Origin of the sequence: Pseudomonas sp. S3(2024) (assembly GCF_036861315.1) — a bacterium.
GTDB lineage: Bacteria > Pseudomonadota > Gammaproteobacteria > Pseudomonadales > Pseudomonadaceae > Aquipseudomonas > Aquipseudomonas putida_A.
The window spans coordinates 512,666-537,967 of the sequence record NZ_JAZAQQ010000003.1 but is presented as its reverse complement, the minus strand read 5'-3'; the positions used below and the strand labels follow the sequence as shown (position 1 = coordinate 537,967).

General features: G+C 60.7%; 22 protein-coding genes and 1 riboswitch. Of the genes, 12 read left to right on the top strand and 10 right to left on the bottom strand.

Annotated elements, in window-relative coordinates; all coding sequences use genetic code 11:
• Positions 1–70: 70 nt before the first annotated feature.
• Entirely contained in the window at positions 71–2,068 is a 1,998-nt protein-coding gene (gene tkt / locus VLA07_RS11675) for a transketolase (RefSeq protein ID WP_333989283.1), read from the bottom strand.
• A gap of 258 nt (positions 2,069–2,326) precedes the next feature.
• Between tkt and VLA07_RS11670 the strand changes: the two genes are divergently transcribed.
• The 4 genes from VLA07_RS11670 (at position 2,327) to VLA07_RS11655 (ending at position 6,934) form a co-directional block, all read left to right on the top strand.
• Entirely contained in the window at positions 2,327–3,322 is a 996-nt protein-coding gene (locus VLA07_RS11670; RefSeq protein ID WP_333989282.1) for an ArsR/SmtB family transcription factor, read from the top strand.
• A gap of 18 nt (positions 3,323–3,340) precedes the next feature.
• Positions 3,341–4,531, top strand: coding sequence for a methionine adenosyltransferase (gene metK, locus VLA07_RS11665; RefSeq protein WP_333989281.1), 1,191 nt, complete (start codon positions 3,341–3,343; stop codon positions 4,529–4,531).
• A 235-nt stretch (positions 4,532–4,766) separates the two neighbouring features.
• A complete protein-coding gene (ligB, locus tag VLA07_RS11660; RefSeq protein ID WP_333989280.1) occupies positions 4,767–6,443 on the top strand; it encodes an NAD-dependent DNA ligase LigB in 1,677 nt (558 codons plus the stop codon).
• Between the two features lie 95 nt (positions 6,444–6,538).
• The gene (locus VLA07_RS11655; RefSeq protein WP_333989279.1) at positions 6,539–6,934 is read left to right on the top strand and encodes a DUF1090 domain-containing protein; all 396 of its coding nucleotides are present in this window, start codon (positions 6,539–6,541) and stop codon (positions 6,932–6,934) included.
• Positions 6,935–7,060: 126 nt separating this feature from the next.
• Here VLA07_RS11655 and VLA07_RS11650 read toward each other — a convergent pair whose 3' ends face one another.
• Positions 7,061–7,510 carry a c-type cytochrome gene (locus VLA07_RS11650; RefSeq protein ID WP_027610619.1) on the bottom strand — a complete coding sequence of 150 codons (450 nt, stop codon included), beginning with the start codon at positions 7,508–7,510 and terminating at the stop codon, positions 7,061–7,063.
• A 128-nt stretch (positions 7,511–7,638) separates the two neighbouring features.
• On the opposite strand from VLA07_RS11650, the gene mltA reads away from it, so the two are divergent.
• On the top strand, positions 7,639–8,823 hold the full coding sequence (gene mltA, locus VLA07_RS11645; protein WP_027610618.1) for a murein transglycosylase A: 1,185 nt from the start codon (positions 7,639–7,641) through the stop codon (positions 8,821–8,823).
• A gap of 140 nt (positions 8,824–8,963) precedes the next feature.
• On the opposite strand, the gene VLA07_RS11640 is transcribed toward mltA, so the two are convergent.
• Both VLA07_RS11640 and VLA07_RS11635 read right to left on the bottom strand, forming a co-directional pair.
• Positions 8,964–9,347, bottom strand: coding sequence for an MAPEG family protein (locus tag VLA07_RS11640; RefSeq protein WP_027610617.1), 384 nt, complete (start codon positions 9,345–9,347; stop codon positions 8,964–8,966).
• Positions 9,348–9,386: 39 nt separating this feature from the next.
• Entirely contained in the window at positions 9,387–10,220 is an 834-nt protein-coding gene (locus VLA07_RS11635; protein ID WP_333989278.1) for an EamA family transporter, read from the bottom strand.
• Positions 10,221–10,375: 155 nt separating this feature from the next.
• Here VLA07_RS11635 and VLA07_RS11630 point away from each other — a divergent pair, with 155 nt between their 5' ends.
• Positions 10,376–11,638: a cation:proton antiporter gene (locus VLA07_RS11630; RefSeq protein ID WP_027610615.1), complete on the top strand. Its 1,263-nt coding sequence runs from the start codon at positions 10,376–10,378 to the stop codon at positions 11,636–11,638.
• A 30-nt stretch (positions 11,639–11,668) separates the two neighbouring features.
• Here VLA07_RS11630 and VLA07_RS11625 read toward each other — a convergent pair whose 3' ends face one another.
• Positions 11,669–12,532, bottom strand: a complete 864-nt coding sequence (locus tag VLA07_RS11625; RefSeq protein WP_333989277.1) for a LysR family transcriptional regulator — start codon at positions 12,530–12,532, stop codon at positions 11,669–11,671.
• A gap of 91 nt (positions 12,533–12,623) precedes the next feature.
• On the opposite strand from VLA07_RS11625, the gene VLA07_RS11620 reads away from it, so the two are divergent.
• Both VLA07_RS11620 and VLA07_RS11615 read left to right on the top strand, forming a co-directional pair.
• Positions 12,624–13,037 carry a VOC family protein gene (locus tag VLA07_RS11620; protein ID WP_027610613.1) on the top strand — a complete coding sequence of 138 codons (414 nt, stop codon included), beginning with the start codon at positions 12,624–12,626 and terminating at the stop codon, positions 13,035–13,037.
• A gap of 39 nt (positions 13,038–13,076) precedes the next feature.
• On the top strand, positions 13,077–14,366 hold the full coding sequence (locus VLA07_RS11615; RefSeq protein ID WP_333989276.1) for a cation:dicarboxylate symporter family transporter: 1,290 nt from the start codon (positions 13,077–13,079) through the stop codon (positions 14,364–14,366).
• Between the two features lie 2 nt (positions 14,367–14,368).
• Here the strand turns inward: VLA07_RS11615 and VLA07_RS11610 are convergent, their stop codons facing one another.
• Both VLA07_RS11610 and VLA07_RS11605 read right to left on the bottom strand, forming a co-directional pair.
• A complete protein-coding gene (locus VLA07_RS11610) occupies positions 14,369–15,265 on the bottom strand; it encodes a formate/nitrite transporter family protein (RefSeq protein ID WP_115988718.1) in 897 nt (298 codons plus the stop codon).
• A 175-nt stretch (positions 15,266–15,440) separates the two neighbouring features.
• The gene (locus tag VLA07_RS11605) at positions 15,441–15,848 is read right to left on the bottom strand and encodes an acyl-CoA thioesterase (RefSeq protein WP_095137509.1); all 408 of its coding nucleotides are present in this window, start codon (positions 15,846–15,848) and stop codon (positions 15,441–15,443) included.
• A gap of 196 nt (positions 15,849–16,044) precedes the next feature.
• Positions 16,045–16,143: riboswitch (S-adenosyl-L-homocysteine riboswitch) on the top strand.
• 23 nt (positions 16,144–16,166) lie between these two features.
• On the opposite strand from VLA07_RS11605, the gene ahcY reads away from it, so the two are divergent.
• From ahcY to VLA07_RS11585, 4 genes are all read left to right on the top strand, one after another.
• Positions 16,167–17,576 carry an adenosylhomocysteinase gene (gene ahcY / locus VLA07_RS11600; RefSeq protein WP_096795737.1) on the top strand — a complete coding sequence of 470 codons (1,410 nt, stop codon included), beginning with the start codon at positions 16,167–16,169 and terminating at the stop codon, positions 17,574–17,576.
• Positions 17,577–17,736: 160 nt separating this feature from the next.
• Positions 17,737–18,582, top strand: coding sequence for a methylenetetrahydrofolate reductase [NAD(P)H] (gene metF, locus VLA07_RS11595; protein ID WP_003229047.1), 846 nt, complete (start codon positions 17,737–17,739; stop codon positions 18,580–18,582).
• Between the two features lie 146 nt (positions 18,583–18,728).
• Entirely contained in the window at positions 18,729–19,541 is an 813-nt protein-coding gene (locus VLA07_RS11590) for a substrate-binding periplasmic protein (protein ID WP_123588961.1), read from the top strand.
• A gap of 221 nt (positions 19,542–19,762) precedes the next feature.
• Complete coding sequence (locus VLA07_RS11585; protein WP_333989275.1) at positions 19,763–21,628, top strand: DEAD/DEAH box helicase; 1,866 nt, start codon at positions 19,763–19,765, stop codon at positions 21,626–21,628.
• 255 nt (positions 21,629–21,883) lie between these two features.
• Here VLA07_RS11585 and VLA07_RS11580 read toward each other — a convergent pair whose 3' ends face one another.
• The 3 genes from VLA07_RS11580 to VLA07_RS11570 form a co-directional block, all read right to left on the bottom strand.
• A complete protein-coding gene (locus VLA07_RS11580) occupies positions 21,884–22,477 on the bottom strand; it encodes a YceI family protein (RefSeq protein ID WP_096795740.1) in 594 nt (197 codons plus the stop codon).
• A 31-nt stretch (positions 22,478–22,508) separates the two neighbouring features.
• Positions 22,509–23,060 carry a cytochrome b gene (locus VLA07_RS11575; protein WP_047596555.1) on the bottom strand — a complete coding sequence of 184 codons (552 nt, stop codon included), beginning with the start codon at positions 23,058–23,060 and terminating at the stop codon, positions 22,509–22,511.
• Positions 23,061–23,400: 340 nt separating this feature from the next.
• The gene (locus VLA07_RS11570) at positions 23,401–25,188 is read right to left on the bottom strand and encodes a flavin monoamine oxidase family protein (RefSeq protein WP_333989274.1); all 1,788 of its coding nucleotides are present in this window, start codon (positions 25,186–25,188) and stop codon (positions 23,401–23,403) included.
• Between the last annotated feature and the right edge of the window lie 114 nt (positions 25,189–25,302).

The window sequence follows — 25,302 nt, the reverse complement described above, 5'->3', positions numbered from 1 at the left end:
ACACAACAAATCCCCCAGTGGGAGCGGGCTTGCTCGCGAAGGCGTCAGTCCAGACGACGCAACTTCTGGATCAGTCTTCCAGCAGCTCTTCAGCCTGACCCAGGATGTTGTCCAGGGTGAAGCCGAACTCTTCGAACAGTGCCGAAGCCGGAGCCGATTCGCCGTAGGTGGTCATGCCGATCACGCGACCTTCCAGACCCACATACTTGAACCAGAAGTCGGCGTGAGCCGCTTCGATCGCGATACGTGCGCTGACCTGCAACGGCAGAACCGATTGCTTGTAGCCGGCGTCCTGCGCATCGAACACGCTGGTGCACGGCATGGAAACCACGCGCACCTTGCGGCCCTGCCCGGTCAGTTTGTCGAAGGCCTGAACGGCCAGACCGACTTCCGAACCGGTCGCAATCAGGATCAGCTCAGGCTCGCCTGCGCAGTCCTTCAACACGTAACCACCGCGGCTGATGTCGGCGATCTGGCCGGCATCGCGTTCCTGGTGCTGCAGGTTCTGACGCGAGAAGATCAGCGCCGAAGGGCCGTCCTTACGCTCCAGCGCATTTTTCCAGGCCACTGCCGATTCAACGGCATCGGCTGGACGCCAGGTGTCGAGGTTCGGCGTGGTGCGCAGGCTGGTCAGTTGCTCGATCGGCTGGTGCGTCGGGCCGTCTTCGCCCAGACCGATGGAGTCGTGGGTGTAGACGTGGATCACACGCTTCTTCATCAGCGCCGACATGCGTACCGCGTTGCGCGCATATTCCATGAACATCAGGAAGGTCGCGCCGTAAGGCACCAGGCCGCCGTGCAGGGACACGCCGTTCATGATCGCGGTCATGCCGAATTCGCGCACGCCGTAGTACATGTAGTTGCCGCTGGCGTCTTCAGCGCTGACGCCTTTGCAACCTTTCCACAGGGTCAGGTTGGAACCGGCCAGGTCAGCCGAACCGCCGAGCAGTTCCGGCAGCAGCGGGCCGAACGCGTTCAGGGTGTTCTGGCTGGCTTTACGGCTGGCGATGGTTTCGCCTTTGGCCGCCACTTCAGCGATGTAGGCCGAGGCTTTTTCCGCGAAGTCAGCCGGCAGTTCGCCGCTCAGACGACGGATCAGCTCGTTGGCTTCGGTCGGGAGCGCCGCGGAGTAGGCAGCGAAACGCTGATCCCACTCGGCTTCGGCAGCGCGACCTTTTTCCTTGGCATCCCACTCGGCATAAATGTCTGCAGGGATTTCGAACGGGCCGTAGTTCCAGTTCAGCGCCTGACGGGTCAGAGCGATTTCCGCGTCACCCAGTGGGGCGCCGTGGCAGTCTTCCTTGCCCTGCTTGTTCGGCGAACCGAAACCGATGGTGGTCTTGCAGCAGATCAGGGTCGGCAGCGGGCTCTTGCGCGCGGTTTCGATGGCGGTCTTGATCTCTTCCGGATCGTGACCGTCGACGTTGCGGATCACCTGCCAGTTGTAGGATTCGAAACGCTTCGGGGTGTCATCGGTGAACCAGCCTTCGACTTCACCGTCGATGGAGATGCCGTTGTCATCGTAGAAGGCGATCAGCTTGCTCAGGCCCAGCGTACCGGCCAGGGAAGCGACTTCGTGGGAAATGCCTTCCATCATGCAGCCATCACCGAGGAACACGTAGGTGTGGTGATCAACGATGTTGTGGCCAGGACGGTTGAACTGCGCGCCCAGGACTTTTTCCGCCAGGGCGAAACCGACGGCGTTGGCCAGCCCCTGACCCAGCGGGCCGGTGGTGGTCTCGACGCCCGGGGTATAACCGAATTCCGGGTGACCCGGGGTGCGGCTGTGCAGTTGACGGAACTGCTTGAGGTCGTCGATCGACAGGTCGTAACCGGTCAGGTGCAGCAGCGAGTAGATCAACATCGAGCCGTGGCCGTTGGACAGCACGAAGCGGTCACGGTCGGCGAACGACGGGTTGCTCGGGTTGTGCTTGAGGTAATCGCGCCAAAGTACTTCGGCGATATCTGCCATACCCATAGGGGCACCGGGATGGCCGCTGTTGGCTTTTTGCACGGCATCCATGCTGAGGGCACGAATGGCGTTGGCACGCTCACGACGGCTAGGCATCGCTGATCTCCTGGGTGTGAATAGATTGAAACGGAAAAAAGGAGGGCATTTTCCCTCACCGGAGCGCCTCGGGGCAATGACAGATAGTCATCCGAGGGCGTTTTTCCCGTGCTGGACGGCGGTTTCGTCTGGTGAAACCTTTCCGCTGTTCGTTTGTAGAGTTAACCAGCCAGTGAGAAGTGCCATCTATCGAGCAATATCAAAACTTTTTGATATTGCCCTTGCAGCGATTTCCCACCGTCACTAGACTGCTGCCCCATGAACTTACGCGTGCCTTCCATTCGCCATGACGACTGCGACGAGCTGGCGGCCCTGTGCAAGGCCGGTGGCGATCCGCTGCGTCTGAATGTATTGCGCGCGCTGGCCAACGACTCGTTCGGCGTACTGGAGCTGGCGCAGATTTTCGGCATCGGTCAGTCCGGCATGAGCCACCACCTCAAGGTGCTGGCCCAGGCCGATCTGGTGGCGACACGCCGCGAAGGCAACGCGATTTTCTATCGCCGCGCCCTGCCCCACACCGAATTGCTGGGCGGCAAGCTGCACGCCGCATTGTTAGAAGAAGTCGACAATCTGGCGCTGCCGGACGACGTGCAGGCACGCATCGCCCAGGTTCACGGACAACGCGAAGCTGCCAGTCAGGACTTCTTCACCCGGGTTGCGGAGAAATTCCGCGCCCAGCAAGACTTGATCGCAGGCCTGCCGCAGTACCGTGAAAGTGTGCTGGCCCTGCTCGACAAACTGAACTTCAATGGTGCTGCCACGGCCATTGAAGTCGGCCCCGGCGATGGTGCTTTCCTGCCGGAACTGGCCCGCCGCTTCGGCACCGTAACCGCGCTGGACAACAGCCCGGCGATGCTCGAACTGGCGCGTCAGGTATGTGAACGTGAACGGCTGGCTAACGTCAGCCTGCAATTGGCCGATGCATTGAATGGCACCAGCCTTCAGGCCGATTGCGTGGTACTGAACATGGTGCTGCACCATTTCGCCGCGCCGGCCGAAGCGCTCAAGCACATGGCCGGCCTGCTGCAACCGGGCGGTAGCCTGCTCGTGACAGAGTTATGTAGCCACAACCAGAGTTGGGCCAGGGAGGCCTGCGGTGATCTGTGGTTGGGGTTTGAACAGGACGATTTGGCCCGTTGGGCCACCGCTGCGGGACTCGTTCCCGGGGACAGCCTCTATGTAGGCTTACGTAATGGTTTCCAGATCCAGGTTCGCCACTTTCAGCGACCGGCTGGCGACACTCACCATCGGTAAATTCAGGAAAACATCGAGATGAGCGAATACTCCCTCTTCACCTCCGAGTCCGTGTCTGAAGGACATCCGGACAAAATCGCCGACCAGATTTCCGATGCGGTGCTGGACGCCATTATCGCCCAGGACAAACACGCACGCGTTGCCGTGGAAACCCTGGTCAAGACCGGCGTGGCTATCGTTGCCGGTGAAGTGACCACAAGCGCCTGGGTCGATCTGGAGCAGATCGTTCGTGACGTGATCTGCGACATCGGCTACACCAGCTCCGAAGTCGGCTTCGACGGCGCGACCTGCGGCGTGATGAACATCATCGGCAAGCAGTCCCCTGACATCAACCAGGGTGTTGACCGTGCCAAGCCTGAAGATCAGGGCGCCGGCGACCAGGGCCTGATGTTCGGCTACGCCAGCAACGAAACCGACGTGCTGATGCCAGCGCCGATCACCTTCTCGCACCAGCTGGTGCAGCGCCAGGCCGAAGCCCGCAAATCGGGTCTGCTGCCGTGGCTGCGTCCGGACGCCAAGTCGCAAGTGACGTGCCGTTACGAAGGCGGCAAGGTTATCGGTATCGACGCCGTTGTTCTGTCGACCCAGCACAACCCTGAAGTGTCCTACAAAGACCTGCGCGAAGGCGTGATGGAGCTGATCGTCAAGCACGTGCTGCCTGCCGAACTGCTGAGCAAAGACACCCAGTTCCACATCAACCCGACCGGCCAGTTCATCATTGGCGGCCCGGTAGGTGACTGCGGTCTGACCGGTCGCAAGATCATCGTCGATAGCTACGGCGGCATGGCCCGTCACGGCGGTGGCGCGTTCTCCGGTAAAGATCCATCGAAGGTTGACCGTTCGGCTGCCTACGCTGGCCGTTATGTTGCCAAGAACATCGTCGCTGCCGGCCTGGCCGAGCGTTGCGAGATTCAGGTGTCCTACGCCATCGGTGTCGCTCAGCCGACTTCGATCTCGCTGAACACCTTCGGTACCGGCAAGATCAGCGATGACAAGATCATCAAACTGGTGCGTGAAGTGTTCGACCTGCGTCCATACGCAATCACCACCATGCTGGATCTGCTGCACCCGATGTACCAGGAAACTGCAGCCTACGGCCACTTCGGTCGTGCTCCGCAGACCAAGACGGTTGGCGAAGACACCTTCTCCACCTTCACCTGGGAAAAAACCGACCGCGCCGACGCTCTGCGTTCCGCTGCTGGTCTGTAAGCCCTCCCCGGCTGCAAAAAAAGCCCCGCACGGTTCACGCCGTGCGGGGCTTTTTCATGCCTGAAATACCCTTCCAATATCAATAAAGAACCCTGTGGGAGCGGGCTTGCCCGCGAAGAGGCCGGCCCATGCGCCCCCTGTATGGGCACGGAAACACGATGCAAAACACCCACCCGGTGCCTCTCTGAATCCTCGCCTAGCCTTAAAGCATTCCCCCTGAGCAAGGACGCTCAAAATGCTTGCCACGCTGCGCCTGTTTTCAGTTCTTTTGCTGAGTTTCACCCCTCTGATCGCCCATGCAGCCTGCCCCGACTGGCCATTCGGCAAAGCGCAAGTTGAAATCTCGGCTCTGCAACAGCAGATCGACCAATGGGACGACGCCTACCACCGCCAAGGCCGCTCGCTGATTGCCGACGAACTCTACGATCAATCGCGCCTGCGCCTCATCGAGTGGCGCCAGTGCTTCCAGCAGCCCGCAGCGCCCGAACCGTTGCGCAGCGCGTCTGGCTCCGTCGCGCATCCAATCGCCCACACCGGTCTGGACAAGCTTCACCAAGCCGCCGCCGTTCAAGCATGGTTAAAGGATCGGCAGGATGTCTGGGTACAACCCAAGGTCGATGGTGTAGCGGTCACGCTGATTTACCGTCGCGGCCTGTTGCAGCAGGCGATCAGTCGCGGCGACGGGATCAGCGGTCAGGACTGGACAGCGTCGGCGCAAAAGATCGCTGCCATTCCGCAACAACTGACCCAACCGCTGGACCTGCTGGTGCAGGGCGAGCTCTATTGGCGCCTGAATCAGCATGTGCAAGCCAGCGCCGGCAGCGTCAACGCCCGCGCCACCGTTGCCGGGCTGATGAGCCGTAAAATCTTGAGCGCAGAACAGGCGTCCGGGATCGGTTTGTTCGTCTGGGACTGGCCGCAGGGGCCGGCGAGTCTGCCCGAAAGAATGTCGACGTTGGAGACATTGGGTTTCGCCACGACGGCGCCATTCAGTCAGGCCATCGCCAACCTTGAAGAGGCGCAGCAGTGGCGTGAGCACTGGTATCGATCGCCCCTGCCCTTCGCCACCGACGGCATTGTCTTGCGCCAGAGCCAGCGCCCACCGGCTGAGCGCTGGCAGGCGAGCGCGCCCTACTGGGCCGTCGCCTGGAAATACCCGTTTTCCCGAGCGCTGGCCGAGGTGCGCAAAGTGAATTTCAAAGTCGGCCGCAGCGGACGCATCACCCCGGTATTGGAGTTGTCGCCGGTGATGCTCGATGACCGCGAGATCAGACGCGTCAGTGCCGGTTCACTCAAGCGCTGGCAGGCGCTGGATATCCGCCCCGGCGATCAAGTGGCAATCAGCCTGGCCGGGTTGACGATTCCACGACTCGACAGTGTGGTGTTGCGCACCACCGAACGGGCCGCCCTCGACATTCCCGACACGCGCGACTTCCACGCCTTGAGCTGCTGGCAACCGACACCCGGTTGCGAAAGCCAGTTTCTCGCGCGCCTGACCTGGCTCAGTGGCAAGCAGGGGCTGGCGCTGCAGAATGTCGGGCGCGGCACCTGGGAGAAACTTCTGGAAACAGGCCGCCTGAACAACCTGCTGGATTGGTTGACCCTCGACGAGCCAGAGCTTGCTAACATTGCCGGCTTCGGCGAACGCAGCAGCACACGTCTGATCAACAGTTTTCACAGCGCCCGCCAACGGCCGTTCACCCAGTGGCTCAAAGCATTGGGTTTACCGCCGACGGGGCAGGCACAACTGGCCGACTCGTGGCAGGCGCTGGCACAACGCGACACCGAACAATGGCAGGCAGAAGCCGGAATCGGCCCGGGCCGCGCGGCGCAATTGAGCGCATTCTTCCGCGACCCGCAGGTGCTGGCCCTGAGTGACACATTACGCGCCGCCGGAATCGACGGTTTCTGATCACGCAATCCCCCGGCAGCCGGGAACCCAAGGGCCGTCAGACGCTCAAACAGCGCAGTGCCCCCGACCCGACTGCCTTTGCACATGGAGCTTTTATGAAATTTCTTGCACCGCTTGCCTTGCTGACTCTCTGTGGCGTTCTGGCCGCGCCTGTGATGGCTGACGAAGATGCACCGGGCCTGACCGGTTGCGCCGCGAAGAAGCAGGGCATCATCAATCAGCTCGAGCAGGCGAAATCCCGGGGCAACACCGATCAGCAGGCCGGTCTGCAAACCGCTCTGGATGAAGTGACGAAGAACTGCACCGATGCTGGCCTGAAGAAAGAACGCGAAAACAAGGTGCTGGAAGCCAAGCACGAAGTGAGCAAGCGTCAGGCGGATCTCGACAAGGCGATGAAGAAAGGCGATCCGGAGAAGATCAACAAGCGCAAGGAAAAGCTCGCCGAGTCGCGCAAAGAACTGCAGGACGCGCTGGACCAGATCGACAAGTAACCGTTAATGCGGGGAATTTGATGCCCTCTTCGCGAGCAAGCCCGCTCCCACATTTGATTTGTGAACGACACAGATCCAGTGTGGGAGCGGGCTTGCTCGCGAAGGCGTCAGCTCAAACAACAGAAATCAATGATCGCGAAACTCTTTATGGCAAGCGCTGCAGGCATCCTCAACCTTCTGCACCGCAGGCCCGAGGTTACTGGCCTTGTACGGCTGAACCTTGCTGGCGATTACCAGTTCACCGGTGGCCGCTTCAAGGTTGCGGGCCAATTCCTGAAAGCGGGCCTGACGCAGCCAGACATCATCCTTGGCGCTGGTGTGATCTTCTTCACGAACCTGAGGAAAATGCTTCCACGGTTCATGCGACAACGCATCGAGCTTCACTGCGCCTTCGGCGAATTTCGGCCCGTCGAACGGAATGCGTCCGCGCAACATGCCACCCAGGTCTTCGCCGGTCTTGAGCATCTGTTTGAAGATCGCCTTGCGTTGCCCCAGCGGAGAATTCGGATCGACGCCGCCACAGGCGGACAAGGTCAGACAGGCCAGCAATACAACAGAAATTCTTTTAAGAGTCATGGTGGCTTCAGGTCACGGAATTCGGCGGCCAGTATCCTCGCGTCGCCGACAAACACCAATAGCCCTATTAAAAATACGGGTTGCCGGAGCGCATGGAGCACTTGGGCAACCGGCACAGGAATCACTCCATGAACAGCCGTTTCAAGGCCTGGCGTCACCCACTGATCGCAACCCTGCCGCTGCTGGCAATCCTTGCCGGCTGCACCGGTGGCGACACTGCCAAACCAAAAACCCACGCCTTGGCCACTTATTCCAGCGCCACTTGGGAAGCCTTGCCGGCGGTGTCCGACAGCGATCTGGTCGCCGGTTTCGGTTCATGGCGCAGCGCCTGCACCCGACTCAAGGCTGATCCGGTCTGGGGCGGCACCTGCGCGGCAGCCGCCAACGTGCCGCAAAGCGCCAACGAGATTCGCGCGTTCCTCAAGCAGAACCTCGACGTGTTCGGACTGCGCGCCGAGCATGACAACCCCAACGGTCTGATCACCGGTTACTACGAACCGGTCTACCCCGGCAGCCTGACGCCCACCGAGGTGGCGAACGTGCCGGTGTACGGCGTGCCGGAAGACATGATCATCGTCTCGCTGGACAGCATTTACCCGGAGCTCAAGGGCAAACGCCTGCGTGGCCGTCTCGAAGGCCGAGTGCTCAAGCCGTATGACGACGCGGCGACCATCGAGTCCAAAGGCGTCAAAGCGCCGGTAGTGGCATACCTGACCGATCCAATGAACCTGCAGTTTTTGCAGATCCAGGGTTCCGGGCGGATTCAGACGCCGGATGGCAAACAACTGCGCATCGCCTACGCCGACCAGAACGGCCACCCGTATCGACCGATTGGTCGCTGGCTGGTCGAGCAAGGCGAGCTGAAGAAAGAAGACGTGACCATGAGCGCGATCAGCAACTGGGCCAAGGCCAATCCGTCGCGCATCCCGGAACTACTGGGCAGCAACCCGAGCTACGTGTTCTTCACCCGCAACCCGGACAGCAACGAAGGCCCACGCGGCTCGCTCAATGTGCCGCTGACCGCCGGCTACAGCGCAGCGGTGGATCGCAAGGTGATTCCGTTGGGCAGCCTGCTGTGGCTGTCGACCACCCGTCCGGACGGCAGCGCTTTGGTTCGCCCGGTCGCGGCGCAGGACACCGGTGGCGCGATTGCCGGCGAGGTGCGTGCGGATCTGTTCTGGGGCACCGGCGATGCTGCCGGGCAACTGGCCGGGGACATGAAGCAGCAGGGGCAGATCTGGATGCTCTGGCCTAAAGGTGCGGCGTTGCCGCAAGTACCGCAGGTGGCCGATACGGTTAAGGACAAGCCTTAAGCGCCTCGGCGCCAGAGCTACCGCCTTGGCGGGCAAGCCCGCTCCCACAGGGTTCTTTGGTGTACACAGGATTTGTGCTCGCCATTGATACCTGTGGGAGCGGGCTTGCTCGCGAAGAGGCCGGCAGCAACACCCGAGATTCAGACCGACACAAAGAAGAACGCAGCAATCAGCCCCATCCCGACAAACCACACCAGCGACCGCAAGATCGCCCAATCCGCCAGGTAGCAGATGATGTACAGCAGGCGACTGGTGATAAACAACACCGCCAGCACATTCACTGTCACTAGCTGCGCCGTGCCCACCAGATGCGCAACAATCACTGCGGCAGCAAATGCCGGCATCACCTCGAAGCTGTTCAACTGCGCCGCATGCGCCCGTCGGGCGACGCCGCCCACGCTATCGAGAAAATCCCGAGGATCATGATTGTCACTGAGCCTGAAACCGCCCGAGACCTTGGCCACAATCGTGCACACATACGGCAGGAAAATCGCGATCAATACACACCACAGAGCCACCGTCATAACGCCGTCCTTTTTTCGAGTGTTGGAAATTGCGAGCGGTCAGAACTTCATCACCAGCATGCCGATCAATACCAGCCCACAGGCTAAGAGCCGCGGCCTGCCGAAAGGTTCTTTCAGGTAGCGCATGCCGAACAGCACCACCAGAATCACGCTGATCTCACGCAAGGCCGCCGCTTCGGCAATCGAGCCCAACTGCATCGCCCACAGCACCAGAGCGTAGCTGAACAACACGCAGAACCCGACCGCCAGGCCCAGCTTCCACTGCTCGCACCAGAACACCAGAAATGCCGGGCGTTTGGCGACCCATGCCAGCAACGGGAACGGCCAGGCGCTGAGCAACGTGACCCAGACCAGGTAATCCAGTGGATGCGACCAGCGCCGCAAGGCCTGACCATCGATATAGGTATAACAACCGATACACAAGCCGATCAGCGCCACCACCGGGAGCATCGACCACGGCAGATGCTTGCCGCCGCCGCCCTGCCAGAGCAGGCAGGCCATGCCCAACGGAATCAGCATGATCCCGAAGATCTGCTGCGCAGTGAGCACTTCGCCGGCGAAGATCAGGGTCAGCGCCAGCACCACCAACGGCGACAAGCCGCGCATCAGCGGGTAGACCAGTCCTAGGTCGCCGACCCGATAAGCTTGAATCAGCAGATAGCGATACAGCAGCTCGAACGCCGCCGAAGCCAGAATCCACGGCCAGATTTCCACCGGCGGCAGGCTGATGAATGGAAATGCCAGCGCCACGAACAACAGCGCCACCGTGTCCATGCACGCCACCACCAGCAGCCGTTCGGCACTGAACTTGATCAGGGTATTCCACGTCGCATGCAACAGCGCCGCCATTAACACCAGAACTGTCGCCGCCACGTCCCACTCCTTGATTTTTTTGTTGACCCTACACCAATGTCTGCGGCTGACCAACCGAGGGGGCATGATTGTGTCCCCACCCCGAAACAGCCCATCCAACCTTTGCACCGAAGAATCGGGGCGCTGTCTTTCCACCCCCATCCAATGGAGCCCGGATGCTAGAACTTGTCGCCGCTTTTATCTGCCTCACCACCCTTCTCACCTTCGTCAATTACCGCTTCATCGGCCTGCCGCCGACTATCGGCGTGATGGTCACCGCGCTGATGTTCTCCCTGTTGCTGCAAGGCCTGAGCGTGCTCGGCTATCCCGGCCTCGAAGAACGCGTGCAGCAACTGATCGGCCAGATCGACTTCGGCGATCTGCTGATGAACTGGATGCTGTCGTTCCTGCTGTTCGCCGGCGCCCTGCACGTCAACCTCAACGACCTGCGCAGCTACCGCTGGCCGATCGGCCTGTTGGCCACTTTCGGCGTGCTGATTGCCACCGTCGTGATCGGCAGCCTCGCTTTTTACATCTTTGCCCTGTTCGGCTGGCACGTGAGCTTCCTCTACTGCCTGCTGTTCGGCGCGCTGATTTCGCCGACCGACCCGATCGCGGTGCTCGGCGTACTGCGTACCGCCAATGCCTCGAAGCCGCTGAAAACCACCATCGTCGGCGAGTCGCTGTTCAATGACGGCACGGCGGTGGTGGTGTTCACCGTGCTGCTGGGCATCGCCCAACTGGGTGAGACGCCGACCCTCAGCGCCACGGCCATGCTGTTCGTGCACGAAGCCATTGGCGGTGTGCTGTTCGGCGGGCTGATCGGTTATGGGGTGTACCGGATGATCAAGAGCGTCCAGCAGCATCAGATCACGGTGATGCTGACCCTGGCGCTAGTGATCGGCGGTTCGGCGATGGCCACCGAGCTGCACGTCTCGGCGCCGATTGCGATGGTGGTGGCCGGCCTGATCATCGGTAACCTGGGGCGCAACCTGGCGATGAACGACATGACCCGCAAGTACCTCGACGGCTTCTGGGAGCTGCTCGATGACATGCTCAACGCCCTGCTGTTCGCGCTGATCGGCATGGAGCTGTTGTTGCTGCCGTTCAACTGGGCGCACGTGGCGGCGGCCAGTTTGCTGGCGCTGGCGATCCTGCTGTCGCGCCTGCTCACCGTGGCCCCGGCCATCGTTCTGCTGCGGCGTTGGCGCACGGTGCCGCGCGGCACCATCCGCATTCTGACCTGGGGCGGTTTGCGCGGCGGGGTGTCGGTAGCACTGGCGCTGGCCCTGCCGCTGGGCCCGGAGCGCGATCTGCTGCTGAGCATCACCTACATCGTGGTGCTGTCGTCGATCCTGCTGCAGGGTCTGACCATCGGTAAACTGGTCAAGCACGCCACCCGTGACGAGCCGACGACCGTGGCTGAACCCGCACACTGATGTATCACCGCAGCGCCGTCGTGCCCCCCCTCACGACGGACCGCACAGCAAATCAAGCAGATGCCGCATCGCCAATGGGCGGTGCGGCGTCGAGCCATGCATCACCACCAATTCGCGCGCATGACGCTGCCCGTCCTCGACCGGTAATACGTACATCCCTTCCAGCATCATCCCGGCCCACTGCGGCACCAGCGATACGCCCATCCCCTGCGCGACCAGCATGACGATCGTTTCCAGCGCATCCAGTTCGCACAGCACGTTGGGCTCGATGGCGTGTTCATCGAGGTAGCGCTGAGCAATCTGCCCACCCCACGAGCGTGCGTCATAACGAATGAACGGATGAACGCGCAACAGCGTTTCCAGCGACTGCCCGGCGTACGCGGCTGGAGCCACCAGAATCAGCGGCTCTACCTTGAGTACGACCAGTGCCAATGCCTTGGGCGGCTGGAATGGAGGCCTGACCAGAATCGCTGCGTCCAACTCCCCTGCAAGCACCTTCTCGTAAAGACTTTTCGAGTCACACGGGGTGATCTTCAGCTTCAAATCAGGTGCTGTAAGCGCCAATCGTTCGATCAAGGTGGGTAACACGCCGGTCAGCGCTGTAGAAATTGCACCGATTGTCAGTTCACCGGCCACCCCATCGGGATGCAGATCGCTCTGTAGATCCTGGGCCAATTCGATGATCGCCCTGATCTTCGGCAGAATCAGCAGGCACTGGTCCGAGGGCCGGGCAGCGTGCGCGGTACGCAGCAGTAACGTGCAACCCAGCAACCTCTCGAGCGCCTGGACGCGCTGACTGATAGCCGCCGCAGTGCGACTCTCGCGCCGTGCCGCTGCCGCAATCGAACCGGTCTCGACCACCGCCACCAGACTTTTCAGAAACCGTACATCCATAAGTTTTCCTTTCGCTCAGAACAAGGCGAAGTCGTTATGCCCCGCCGCACGGTCTGTTTACCCTGAGCGCTCCTTCACTTGGGGACATCGCATGAACAGACCTTTTCACGCTGCATACCATGTTTGCGACCTGGAACAGGCGCGGACTTTTTATCGAGATGTGTTGGGCTGCACCGAAGGCCGCAGTACCGAGACATGGGTCGACTTCGACTTTTTCGGCAATCAGCTCTCGCTTCATGTGGGCACGCCCTTCACCACGACCCGTACCGGCCAGGTTGGCGATCACAAAGTATTGATGCCGCACATTGGCGTCGTCCTGCCGCTGGAGGAGTGGCTGGAGCTGGCCGATCGTCTGAGCCGCCTCGGCACAACGTTTGAAATCCCTCCGGTGATCCGCTTCGCCGGCGAACCCGGCGAGCAGCGCACGATGTTCTTTCTCGATCCCAGCGGCAATCCGATCGAGGTCAAGGGTTTCAAGGACTTCGACGGTCTCTTCGCACACTGAGCTTCACCCCAACAAACACAACAACAAAAGGGGCACATCATGACTACCAGGAAACCCACCAGTCTGGTCACCCGCATCATGCTCGGGCTGGCAGCCGGAATAATCGTCGGCATCCTTCTCAACCAGTTTCCCGAACACAAGATCTGGTTCATCGACAATCTGCTGCAACCGGCCGGTGACCTGTTCATCAGGCTGATGAAAATGATCGTCGTACCGTTGGTCTTTGCGTGCATGGTCGTCGGCATCGCCGGGGCAGGCAGCACCAGGGCATTGGGCCGGGTCGGGATAAAGACGCTGGTTTATTTCTTTACCATCACCAGCATTGCCATCGTCTTCGGACTGATCGTCGGCAATGTTTTTCAGCCCGGCGCCGGCGCGGACTTCAGCAGCACCCTGCAATCACCGGCCATTGGTCTGGCGAATACGGGGGACACACAGAACCTGGGCCGAACCCTGGTGAACATCGTGCCGGACAACATCGTCCTGGCCATGTCTCAGGGCAAGCTGCTCTCCGTGCTGTTTTTCGCCATCCTGTTCGGCTGTGCCCTGTCGATGCTGCCCGAGCCGCAGAAGGCGCCATTGATCGCCGTGATTCAGGCGGTATCGGACACCATGTTCAAGGTCACGCATCTGGTCATGCACTATTCACCCATCGGCATCTTCGGCCTGATCGGGGTCACCGTGGCCAGCTTCGGCCTCAGCGCGTTGCTGCCGCTGGCGAAGCTGATCGGCATCACTTACGTCGCGGTGTTGCTTTTCGCGTTGGGCGTGCTGGGGCTGGTGGCGCGGATGGCCGGCATTCGCTTTTTCCACCTGATTCGGGAAATACGCAGTGAATTGATACTGGCTTACAGCAGTGCTGCGTCGGCCACGGTGATGCCACAACTGATCGAGAAAATGGAGAAGTATGGCGCTCCGCGCCCGATCACCAGCATGGTCATTCCACTGGGGTACTCGTTCAACCTTGATGGCGCCTCGCTGTTCGCGGGACTGGGCACGCTGTTTATCGCCCAGGCGTACGGGATTGATCTGGGTCTGGCGGATCAGGCCATGCTGGTGCTGATCATGGTGTTGACGTCAAAGGGCGCGGCGGGAGTGCCGGGTTTCATGTTCATCATACTCACAGCGACCCTGACCACCGCCGGTTTGCCAGTGGAAGGCGTGGCAATCATCGCCGGCGTCTACCGCTTGATGGACATGCCGGTCACCGCGCTCAACGTGTTGGGCAATGCACTGGCACCGCTGGTCATAGCGCGCTGGGAGGGGCAGCTCAAGGCACCTGAAAGCGAACCGACGACAGAACCGGTCAGCCCGCCGTTCAAGGCCTGAAACTATCGGGGCTTGCTGTCGGATTCATCTTCGCGGGGTTTGCCGGAGTTCGGTTTATCCGTCTTGGGCGCCCCGCTTTCGCTGCGGATCTGCGCATGGCTGATCAGGGCGAAGATGAAACTGCCGCCGATGATGTTCCCCGCCAGCGTGGGCCCGGCAAACACCATCCAGAAATCACTCCACGGCAGCTCGCCGGCAAACACCAGATACGACACTTCCGCCGAACCGACCACGATGTGGGTGAAGTCGCCCAGCGCCATCAGGTAGGTGATGAGGATGATGATCCACATCTTCGCGCTCTCCATGGACGGGATCATCCAGACCATGGTGGCGATCATCCAGCCTGAGACGATGCCCTTGGCGAACATCTGACTGGCGTGGTTTTCCATGACCTTGCGGCCGATTTCAAGGAAGGCGTGATCAGTCTTGGTGTCGAAGATCGGCAGCTCGAGCATCACGTACGCCACCAGAATCGTCCCGCACAAGTTGCCGAACAGGACAACGCCCCACAAGCGGATCAGCCGACCGAAATTGGCCAGGGTCGGTTTGGTCATCACCGGCAGAACCGCGGTGAGGGTGTTTTCGGTGAACAGCTGCTGGCGGGCGAGAATCACCGCGAGGAAACCGGCGCAGTAGCCGAAACTGGCGATGACCTTGAATTCGTCGCCCTCGGGCAGGCGCGAATTGAGCAGGCCCATGCCCATCAGCGACAGACCCATGGTCAATCCGGCAGCAAGCGCCGACCACCACAATGCAGCGATGCTGCGCTCCAGTTCCTGATCGCCTTGAGTGCGGATGATTTCATGCAGAACCGCCGCGCGGGGCGGCTGGTTTTTCTCGACTTCGTGTTGTTCGTCGGTCGAGAGGTTGGGGGTCTTGCCGTCTGTCGGGGTGGTCATGGCGTGGAAACCGTGGGGGGTGGTGTTTACCTACGACCCCGGCGGCTCATGGCTGTTCAGTGGCCAGATGATTCTTCGCTGACTAAACAACCGCCTTCGCGAGCAAGCCCGCTCCCACAGGTACAATGCAATCCATGTGGGAGCGGGCTTGCTCGCGAAGGGCGCGCCGCCGATGTTAGTTGCTGACCAGTTCATCTTCCTTGAACTGGTCTTTGACGTACTTGATCTCGGTGCGACCGTGCGGCGCCGGCAAACCGTCCTCGCCGAGGTTGACGAAGACCATCTTCTCGACCGTGAGGATGCTCTTGCGGGTGATCTTGTTGCGCACTTCACAGGTCAGGGTGATCGAGGTACGACCGAACTCGGTGGCGGTGATGCCCAGCTCGATGATGTCGCCCTGGCGCGAGGCGCTGACGAAATTGATCTCGGAAATGTACTTGGTCACCACGCGCTGATTGCCCAACTGGACGATCGCGTAAATCGCCGCTTCTTCGTCGATCCAGCGCAGCAGGCTGCCGCCGAACAGGGTGCCGTTGGGGTTCAGGTCTTCGGGTTTTACCCATTTGCGGGTGTGGAAATTCATGTTCACTCCTGAGCGTTTGCCGAAAGATGGCGCCATCTTGGCAGACCGGGCGGTCAGGCTCCATGAGCCTTCTACTATGGTCGCTATTAACGATCTTCATCTGGCCGACAGAAACCCTTTGGAAGATCAGTCTAGACGGCTATAATCGCCCCCGTTTCAAAACGGTAACCTTCACTTGCTACCGTTTTCCCGCCACCTGTCCGAGGGGCGCTGCAGCAGGTTCAACCTGTCAGGCTCGGATGGGGCGTTGACTGGCCACGGCCGGACACTAAACGCACAACGGCGCCCATTCGCATACATTACGAATGGAGGCTCTTCATGAGCGCTGTTATCACGCCTGCAGATTTTAACGATTACAAAGTTGCCGACATGTCCCTGGCTGCCTGGGGCCGTCGCGAAACCATCATCGCCGAGTCGGAAATGCCGGCCCTGATGGGTCTGCGCCGCAAGTACGCCTCCGAGCAGCCGCTCAAGGGCGCGAAAATCCTCGGCTGCATCCACATGACCATTCAGACTGCCGTGCTGATCGAAACCCTGGTTGCCCTGGGTGCCGAAGTACGCTGGTCGTCCTGCAACATCTTCTCGACTCAGGATCAGGCCGCTGCGTCCATCGCTGCCGCCGGCATCCCGGTTTTCGCCTGGAAAGGCGAGACTGAAGAAGAGTACGAGTGGTGCCTGGAGCAGACCATCCTGAAAGATGGCCAGCCATGGGACGCCAACATGATCCTCGACGACGGCGGCGACCTGACTCAGCTGCTGCACGACAAGTACCCACAGGTGCTGGACCGCGTTCACGGCGTGACCGAAGAAACCACCACCGGCGTTCACCGCCTGCTGGACATGCTGGCCAAGGGCGAGCTGAAAATCCCGGCGATCAACGTCAACGACTCGGTGACCAAGTCCAAGAACGACAACAAGTACGGCTGCCGTCACAGCCTGAACGATGCGATCAAGCGTGGTACCGACCACCTGCTGTCCGGCAAGCAAGCGCTGGTCATCGGTTACGGTGACGTGGGCAAGGGTTCGGCCCAGTCCCTGCGTCAGGAAGGCATGATCGTCAAGGTTTCCGAAGTTGACCCGATCTGCGCCATGCAGGCCTGCATGGACGGTTTCGAACTGGTTTCGCCGTTCATCGACGGGATCAACGACGGCACCGAAGCGAGCATCGACAAAGCGCTGCTGGGCAAGATCGACCTGATCGTGACCACCACCGGTAACGTCAATGTTTGCGACGCGAACATGCTCAAAGCCCTGAAGAAGCGCGCTGTTGTCTGCAACATCGGTCACTTCGACAACGAAATCGACACCGCTTTCATGCGCAAGAACTGGGCATGGGAAGAAGTGAAGCCACAGGTACACAAGATCCACCGTACCGGCCCGGGCGCTTTCGACGCACAGAACGACGACTACCTGATCCTGCTGGCCGAAGGCCGTCTGGTGAACCTGGGCAACGCCACTGGTCACCCGAGCCGCATCATGGACGGTTCGTTCGCCAACCAGGTACTGGCGCAGATCTTCCTGTTCGGCCAGAAGTACGCCGACCTGTCGCCAGCCGAGAAAGCCGAGCGCCTGACCGTTGAAGTACTGCCGAAGAAACTCGACGAAGAAGTGGCCCTGGAAATGGTGCGCGGCTTCGGCGGCGTGGTCACTCAACTGACCAAGCAACAGGCTGACTACATCGGCGTGACCGTCGAAGGCCCGTTCAAGCCGCACGCTTACCGCTACTGATTGACGCGGCGGCCTGCTCTCCCTGTGGGAGCGGGCTTGCTCGCGAAAGCGGTCTGTCATTCAGCATTGATGTTGCCTGACCCGCCGCTTTCGCGAGCAAGCCCGCTCCCACATGGGCGGTGCAAGCCTCACAGGCTTCGTGTTTCCAAGGGTATTTCCCATGTCCCAAGACCGTCGCTACAGCTTCGAGTTCTTCCCGACCAAGACCGATGCTGGGCATGAAAAACTGCTCAACGTTGCCCGTCAGCTGGCAACGTACAACCCCGACTTCTTTTCCTGCACCTACGGCGCTGGTGGTTCGACCCGTGATCGCACCCTCAACACCGTTCTGCAACTGGAAAGCGAAGTCAAAGTACCGGCCGCACCGCACCTGTCGTGCGTCGGCGACAGCAAGGACGACCTGCGCGGCCTGCTGAACGAGTACAAGGCTGCCGGCATCAAGCGCATCGTTGCGCTGCGCGGTGACCTGCCGTCCGGCATGGGCATGACCAGCGGCGAGCTGCGTCACGCCAACGAACTGGTTGAATTCATTCGTGAAGAAACCGGTGATCATTTCCACATCGAAGTTGCCGCTTACCCGGAGATGCATCCGCAAGCGCGCAATTACGAAGACGATCTCGCCAACTTCGTGCGCAAGGCCCGCGCTGGCGCCGACAGCGCGATCACCCAGTACTTCTTCAACGCCGACAGCTACTTCTACTTCGTCGACCGTTTGCAGGCGCTGGGCGTGGATATTCCAGTCGTGCCGGGGATCATGCCGATCACCAACTACAGCAAGCTGGCGCGTTTCTCCGATGCCTGCGGTGCGGAAATTCCGCGCTGGATCCGCAAGCAACTGGAAGCCTACGGCGATGACAGCCAGAGCATTCAGCGCTTCGGCGAGCAAGTTGTCAGCGAAATGTGCGAACGCCTGTTGCAGGGCGGCGCACCGGGGCTGCACTTCTATTCCATGAACCAGGCTGAACCTAGTCTGGCGATCTGGAATAACCTGAAGTTGCCGCGCTAAGCACTAAAAGAAAGATCAAAAGATCGCAGCCTTCGGCAGCTCCTACAGGGGTGTCGTTGCTGCGATCTTTTGCTTTTGAATCCCCGAATTAGAGCTTGTGCAGGCACTTTCTGGCTCTTTCGCGTTTCTCGTCGTAATCTCAAGCCATGCCTTTTTTCGCGCAGTTACTCACCGTGCTGGTTTTTGCTTGCCTGAGCTTTGCCGCTCGGGGCGAGAAGCTGCGTATTGTCACCGAGCCGTGGGCACCTTACGTCTACGAAGAGGATGGCAAGAACCTCGGACTGGACTACGAAACCACCGCCATCGTGTTCAAGCGTCTGGGAATCGAAGTCGAATGGCAGTTCCTGCCGTGGAAACGTTGTCTGTCGATGCTCGAAACCGGCCAGGCTGATGGCGCGCTGGATATTTTTCACAGCGATGAGCGCGATGCCACCCTGCTCTACCCCATCGAACCGCTGTCGGACGTCGAGTTCGTGATGTTCTACGCCAACGACCGTCCCCATCCGTTCCGCCAGCTCGAAGACCTCAAAGGCCTGACCATCGGCACTTCGCCGGGCTATCTGTACAGCCCGGATTTCAGTCAGTCGACACTGTTCACCCGCGAGCCGGCACCGACCCACGAGGCCAATTTCGGCAAACTGCTGCGCGGACGCATCGACTTGCTGATCACCGATCGCCGCGTGGGTCAGCATTTGCTCGATCAACTGAATATTCGCGATCAAATCACCGAAAACCCCACGGTCATCAGCCGTCAGAGCCAATATCTGGCGGTTCGACGCAATGCCGGGATGGACTTGCTGGTGGCGCGTTTCGGTGCCGAACTCAAGCGTTTCAAGCGCGAACCGGCCTACGCCGAGCTCAGCGCACGCTATGGCGCAGCACCGGTCGATGCCGTGCCGCTGGGCAATGCTTCGGCCAGCCGCAAAACCGTTGAGCAGCAGGAAAGCAGCGCGCAGTGATTGCTCTGTTATACTCCGGCGTTCCCGCCAGGCTCACGCCCGGACGCCCGGAACCGTAACAGGCCTCTCGACCCGCTACAGCGCAGCTTTCAGCCCGCGCGAGCGCTCCTGACGTGCCTTCGGAACCGCAGCAGGACCGGACGGGATCGCGTCCTCTTAAACGCGATTCGCGCCAGGCAAGACTCCCATTGGGCCAAGCCCTAACTAAAACAGGATTACTCATGTCCTTTGCTTCCCTCGGTCTCTCCGAGGCTTTAGTCCGTGCCATCGAAGATGCGGGCTATACCGAGCCTACTCCGGTGCAACAGCGGGCCATTCCCGCCGTGTTGCAAGGTCGCGACCTGATGGTTGCGGCACAGACAGGTACCGGTAAAACCGGCGGTTTCGCCCTTCCGATCCTGGAGCGGTTGTTCCCCAACGGTCACCCGGACAAATCCCAGCGTCATGGCCCGCGCCAACCGCGCGTACTGGTCCTGACCCCGACCCGCGAACTCGCGGCCCAGGTTCACGAGAGCTTCAAGATCTACGCCCGTGACCTGAAATTCGTCAGCGCCTGCATCTTCGGCGGCGTCGGCATGAACCCGCAAGTCCAGGCCATGTCCCGTGGCGTTGACGTCCTCGTCGCGTGCCCGGGTCGTCTGCTCGACCTCGCCGGCCAGGGCAGTGTCGATCTGTCCCACGTCGAAATCCTCGTGCTCGACGAAGCCGACCGCATGCTCGACATGGGCTTCGTTCACGACGTGAAAAAAGTCCTCGCGCGTCTGCCGGCCAAGCGTCAGAACCTGCTGTTCTCGGCAACGTTCTCCAAAGACATCACCGATCTTGCCGGCAAGCTGCTGCACAACCCGGAACGCATCGAAGTCACGCCGCCGAACACCACGGTCGAGCGCATCGAGCAACGCGTGTTCCGTCTGCCGGCCACCCACAAGCGTGCCCTGCTGGCGCACCTGATCACCGCCGGCGCCTGGGAACAAGTGCTGGTGTTCACCCGTACCAAGCACGGCGCCAACCGTCTGGCCGAGTACCTGGACAAACACGGCCTGCCGGCTGTGGCGATCCACGGTAACAAGAGCCAAAACGCCCGCACCAAAGCCCTGGCCGACTTCAAGGCCGGTGAAGTGCGCATCCTGGTCGCGACCGACATCGCCGCGCGCGGTCTGGACATCGACCAGTTGCCACACGTGGTCAACTTCGAGCTGCCAAACGTCGATGAAGACTACGTGCACCGTATCGGCCGTACTGGCCGCGCCGGGCGTTCGGGCGAAGCGATCTCGCTGGTGGCCCCGGACGAAGAAAAACTGCTGAAAAGCATCGAACGCATGACCAAGCAGAAAATCGCCGACGGCGACCTGATGGGCTTCGATTCGAGCACTATTGAAGCCGAGAAGCCGGAAGCCCGTGAGCGTCCGGACATGCGCAACCCGCGCAACTCCCGTGGCCCGCGTGGCGACGGTCCGAATGGCGGCGGTGGTGGCGGCGGTCGCAAGGACAAAGGCAAAGACAAGGGCAAGGAAAAACCCGCCGGCGAACGCGGCGAGCGCCCTGCCCGTCAGCAGAAACCACGTGAAGGCACCCCGGCCCGCGAACAGCGTCCGAGCCAGCCACCACGCGCTGCGGCTGATCGTGCACCGGACGAGTTCCTCGACGACGATATCGATAACTTCGGTAACCGCGTTGATTACGTGCCAAAAGCTGCTCCTGCCGGTGGCCGTGGTCGCCGTCCAGGCGCGCCAGCTCAGGGCGCAGGTGCAGGCGCTCCACGCGGCGGTCAGTCGCAAGGTCGCCAGAACGGCCCGCGTAACAGCAACGGTTCGAGCACCGGCACCCCACCGGGCAAACGCAACGGCCCGCGCAACGGTGCTCCCCGTGATGGCCAGGGCCGTCGTGACGAGTCCTCGCGCAACCGCCGCCCGGCTCGCGATGATCAGCAACGCGCCGAACCGGCCGTGCAGAACCCGCGCAGCACCGGGCCGAAGATCATGCACAAGGAGTCCAAGGCAGACCGCTTCCCGACGCCTGAGCAGCTCGATCAACTGCCAACCCGCCCGCGCGGCGAAAAACCAGCACTGCTGACCCGCAATCGCTGAGTTATCGCGGCAATGAAAAATGCCCCGGCTCGAAAGAGCCGGGGCATTTTTTTATGCCGTCACAAATATCCTGAATCGCACACTCCCCCCTGTGGGAGCGGGCTTGCTCGCGAATGCGTCGGATCAGTCGAAACTTATGTTGAATAACACACTGCATTCGCGAGCAAGCCCGCTCCCACAATGGATCTGTAGTGTGCCGCAATAAAAAACGCCCCCGGCCTTGCGACCGGGGGCGTTTTTGTATGGCGGCGATAATTACTTCGCTTTCACACCTTCGAACGAGATGTACAGGTCGACCTTGTCGGACTGTGGACCCAGATCCATCATCTTGCCGAAATCAGAGCGCTTGATGCTGGTGGTGCCTTCAAAGCCGGCACGGTAGCCGCCCCATGGATCCTTGCCTTCGCCAAGGAACACAGCCTTGACCACGATCGGCTTGGTCACGCCGTGCAGGGTCAGGTCGCCGGTCACGTCGGCAGTGTCTTTGCCATCGGCGTTCTTGCCGGTGGATTTGACGCTGGTGGAGACGAACTTGGCGTCAGCGTATTTGCCCACATCCAGGAAGTCTTTGCTGGAGATGTGCTTGTCGCGCTCGGCGTGGTTGGTGAACACGCTGGCGGTTTTCACGTTGAATTCGATTTTGCTGTCTTCAGGCTTGGCGGCGTCAAAGCTGAACTTGCCGTCGATGTCCTTGAAGGTACCGGTGATGTAGCTGTAGCCCAGGTGGCTGATCTTGAAGTCGACGAAAGCGTGCTGGCCTTCCTTGTCGACGGTGTAATCAGCAGCCATCACGTTCGCGGACAGTACGGCCGAACCGATTGCCAGAGCGGCCAGAGTCTTTTTCAACATGCTTTCTTTTCCTTTGAGTCGAGGTTGAATTTCAGGCTTTGCGACCGAGCATTCGAGTGAGGGTCGCATCACGATCGATAAAGTGGTGCTTCAATGCTGCCAACGCATGGAGACCGGAAAAAATTACCAGCGCCCATGCCAGCCAGAGATGAATCACCCCAGCGGTATCTGCCTGATCCGGTAGCCCGGAAACCAGTGCAGGAACTTCAAACAGGCCAAACACCGGGATCCCGACACCGTCTGCGGTGGAAATCAGGTAACCGGCAAGCATCACAGCGAACAGCCCGACGTACAGAAACCCGTGGCCGAATTTGGCGCCGATGCGGGTCATGCGGCTGTAGCTTTGCAGCGTCGGTGGCGGTGGGCTGATAAAGCGCCACAACACCCGCAACACCATCACACCCAACAACACCAGACCGATGCTCTTGTGCAGATCCGGCGCGTCTTTGCGCCAGCTGCTGTAGTAATCCAGCCCCACCATCCACAGACCCAGCGCGAACAGTCCGAAGACCGCCAGCGCCACGCCCCAGTGCATGAAGATGCTGACCCAACCATAGCGTGAAGCAGAGTTACGTAGCTGCATTGCCCAAATCCTGTGAGAACTGCGAACCAAGACTAGCGAGTTATCTATCGAATTAAAGCGGAAAATTTTGCTTTGAAATATCGAGAAATACGATCAAGAGTCTGTAAGTGGCTTGTTAAGGAAAGATTAAACGGGAAAAGTGTGGCGGGGTGTTGTTGCCGGACAATGGAATTGCGTTGTCTTAGCCGCCCCTATCGCGAGCAGGCTCACTCCTACAGTGACCGTATTCCAACTGGAGAAATGCGATCCCCTGTAGGAGTGAGCCTGCTCGCGATAGCGGTCTTACAGGCCAAAAAAAAGCGCGGCCTGCAAGCCGCGCTTTTTCATTCACCGCAAAGCCTTACTGCGCTTTGCTGTCGGTGCTTGCAGCTGGAGCCGGAGCAGCAGCAGGTTTCGCCGCAGGCTTCTTCGCCGGTTCAGCCTTTTTCGCCGCCGGTTTGGCCGCAGGCTTCTTCGCCTCGGTTTTCGCTGCTGGCTTCTTCGCCGCAGGCTTGGCTGGCGCTTTCTTCGCCGGCTCGGCTTTCACCGGAGCGGCGGGTTTCGGCGCTTCTACCGGAGCTGGCGCAGGGGCTGGAGCCGGTGCAGGCGCTGGAGTCACTGGCGCTGGAGCCGGTTCAGGCGCCTTCGCAGGTTCTGGCTTCTTCTCGTCATCCGAACCGCCAAACAGGTTGCTGAAGAAGTTGCCCTTCTTCGCCGCCACGGCACCCGCCGCGCCTGCCGCTGCTGCGGCTGGAACCACTTTGACCGGCTCAAACGACTTGCCGGCAGCCAGGTCTTCAACCTGACTGGCCGCACGCTGACCGGTGCGCAGCGCGCCCTCCAGAGTGCCCGGATACAGGGTGTCGGTGTGTTCGCCGGCAAACGCTACGCGTTGCAGTGGGCGCTCCCACATGCGCCAGAACTTGCTGATCTGGCCCGGGCCGTAAGCCAGGTAGGCGCCGCCCATCGACGGGTCAGTGCTGTAGCGACGGATTTCATAACCGGTGAACGAGCCACGGGCCTGTGGATAAAACGCGTGCAGACGGATCAGCACCTGATCGACCATCTGCTTGTCGCCGAACGCTTGCATCACGCGGGCATTGTCGCCGGACAGGTTGATCACCACGTTGGCGCCACCCTTCAGCGCCGGTTCGATCCAGAGCATGCCCAGACCTGCGTTGCTGTAGATCTCGCCGGACATGCGCGCCTTGCTTTCCCACACAGGCGTCTTGAACTTGAGCATGATCTGGTCGCGCCAGCCGTAGTTGGTACCCTTGATCGCGGCCAGGTGCTGAGCGTCCAGCGCCGGGGTCAGCGCAATCTTGTTCAGTGCACGCAGCGGCACGGCCAGCACCACGTAGTCAGCCTGATAGCCAACACTGCCGACCTTGACGGTCACGCCGTCCTTGTCCTGAGTGATCGCGGAAACCGGCGAGTTGGTCTTGATGGTCTTTATCTGTTTGACGAAGGCCTGGGCCAGTACCTGGCTGCCGCCAACCAGACGCGAGGCGCGCAGGTCGCGATCAGAAACGCCGCGATACACGCGGTTCTGCTGGGCGAAATACAGCAGCGACAGACGCGAAGGCTCGTCGTAGTGGGTGCGGATGTCCTGGTTGATCAACTGACGCGCGGTGGCCGGCAGGTTCTGCTTGTCGAGCCAGCTCGAGACGTTGATCTGGTCCAGCGCATGCAGGGTGTTGGTCGCGGCCGGGTTCTGCGGGTCGTCGATCGAGCGCGCCAGATCGTCGAGGGTTTTCTGGTAGCGCTTCAAGGCGTCGGCGGTGGCCGGCTGCTTGGTCGCCAGATCGGCCGCGGAGAAGTACTCACCGTCGATCAGATAACCCGGTGTACGCACAAATTCAGGGGCTGGCGTGGTGCCCAGCTTGAAGGTCGAGACGTACTTGTTCAGCACCGGCTGGGTCTTGTCGTTGCCGATCCACTCGCTGGTGGCCATGCCCGAGCGACCGCCGAGGCTCGGCTTGGCTTCGAGCAGCGTGACCTGCCAGCCCTTGTTTTGCAGCTCGTAAGCTGCGGTCAGGCCCGACAGGCCGCCGCCGATCACGATTGCGGTTTTATCCTTGGCCAGCGCCGTAACGCTGAACAGCCCCAACATCACCAGCGCACAGGCGCGCAGCCAACCGACAGACATTCAGCGAACTCCGGAAATACACGTAGGAAAAAAGCAGTTTTGCGGGTCAGACGACCCAAAGAACCGCGAAGAATACGTCAGCCATCAAAACGCCGCCAGCGACGTCTATCGGCC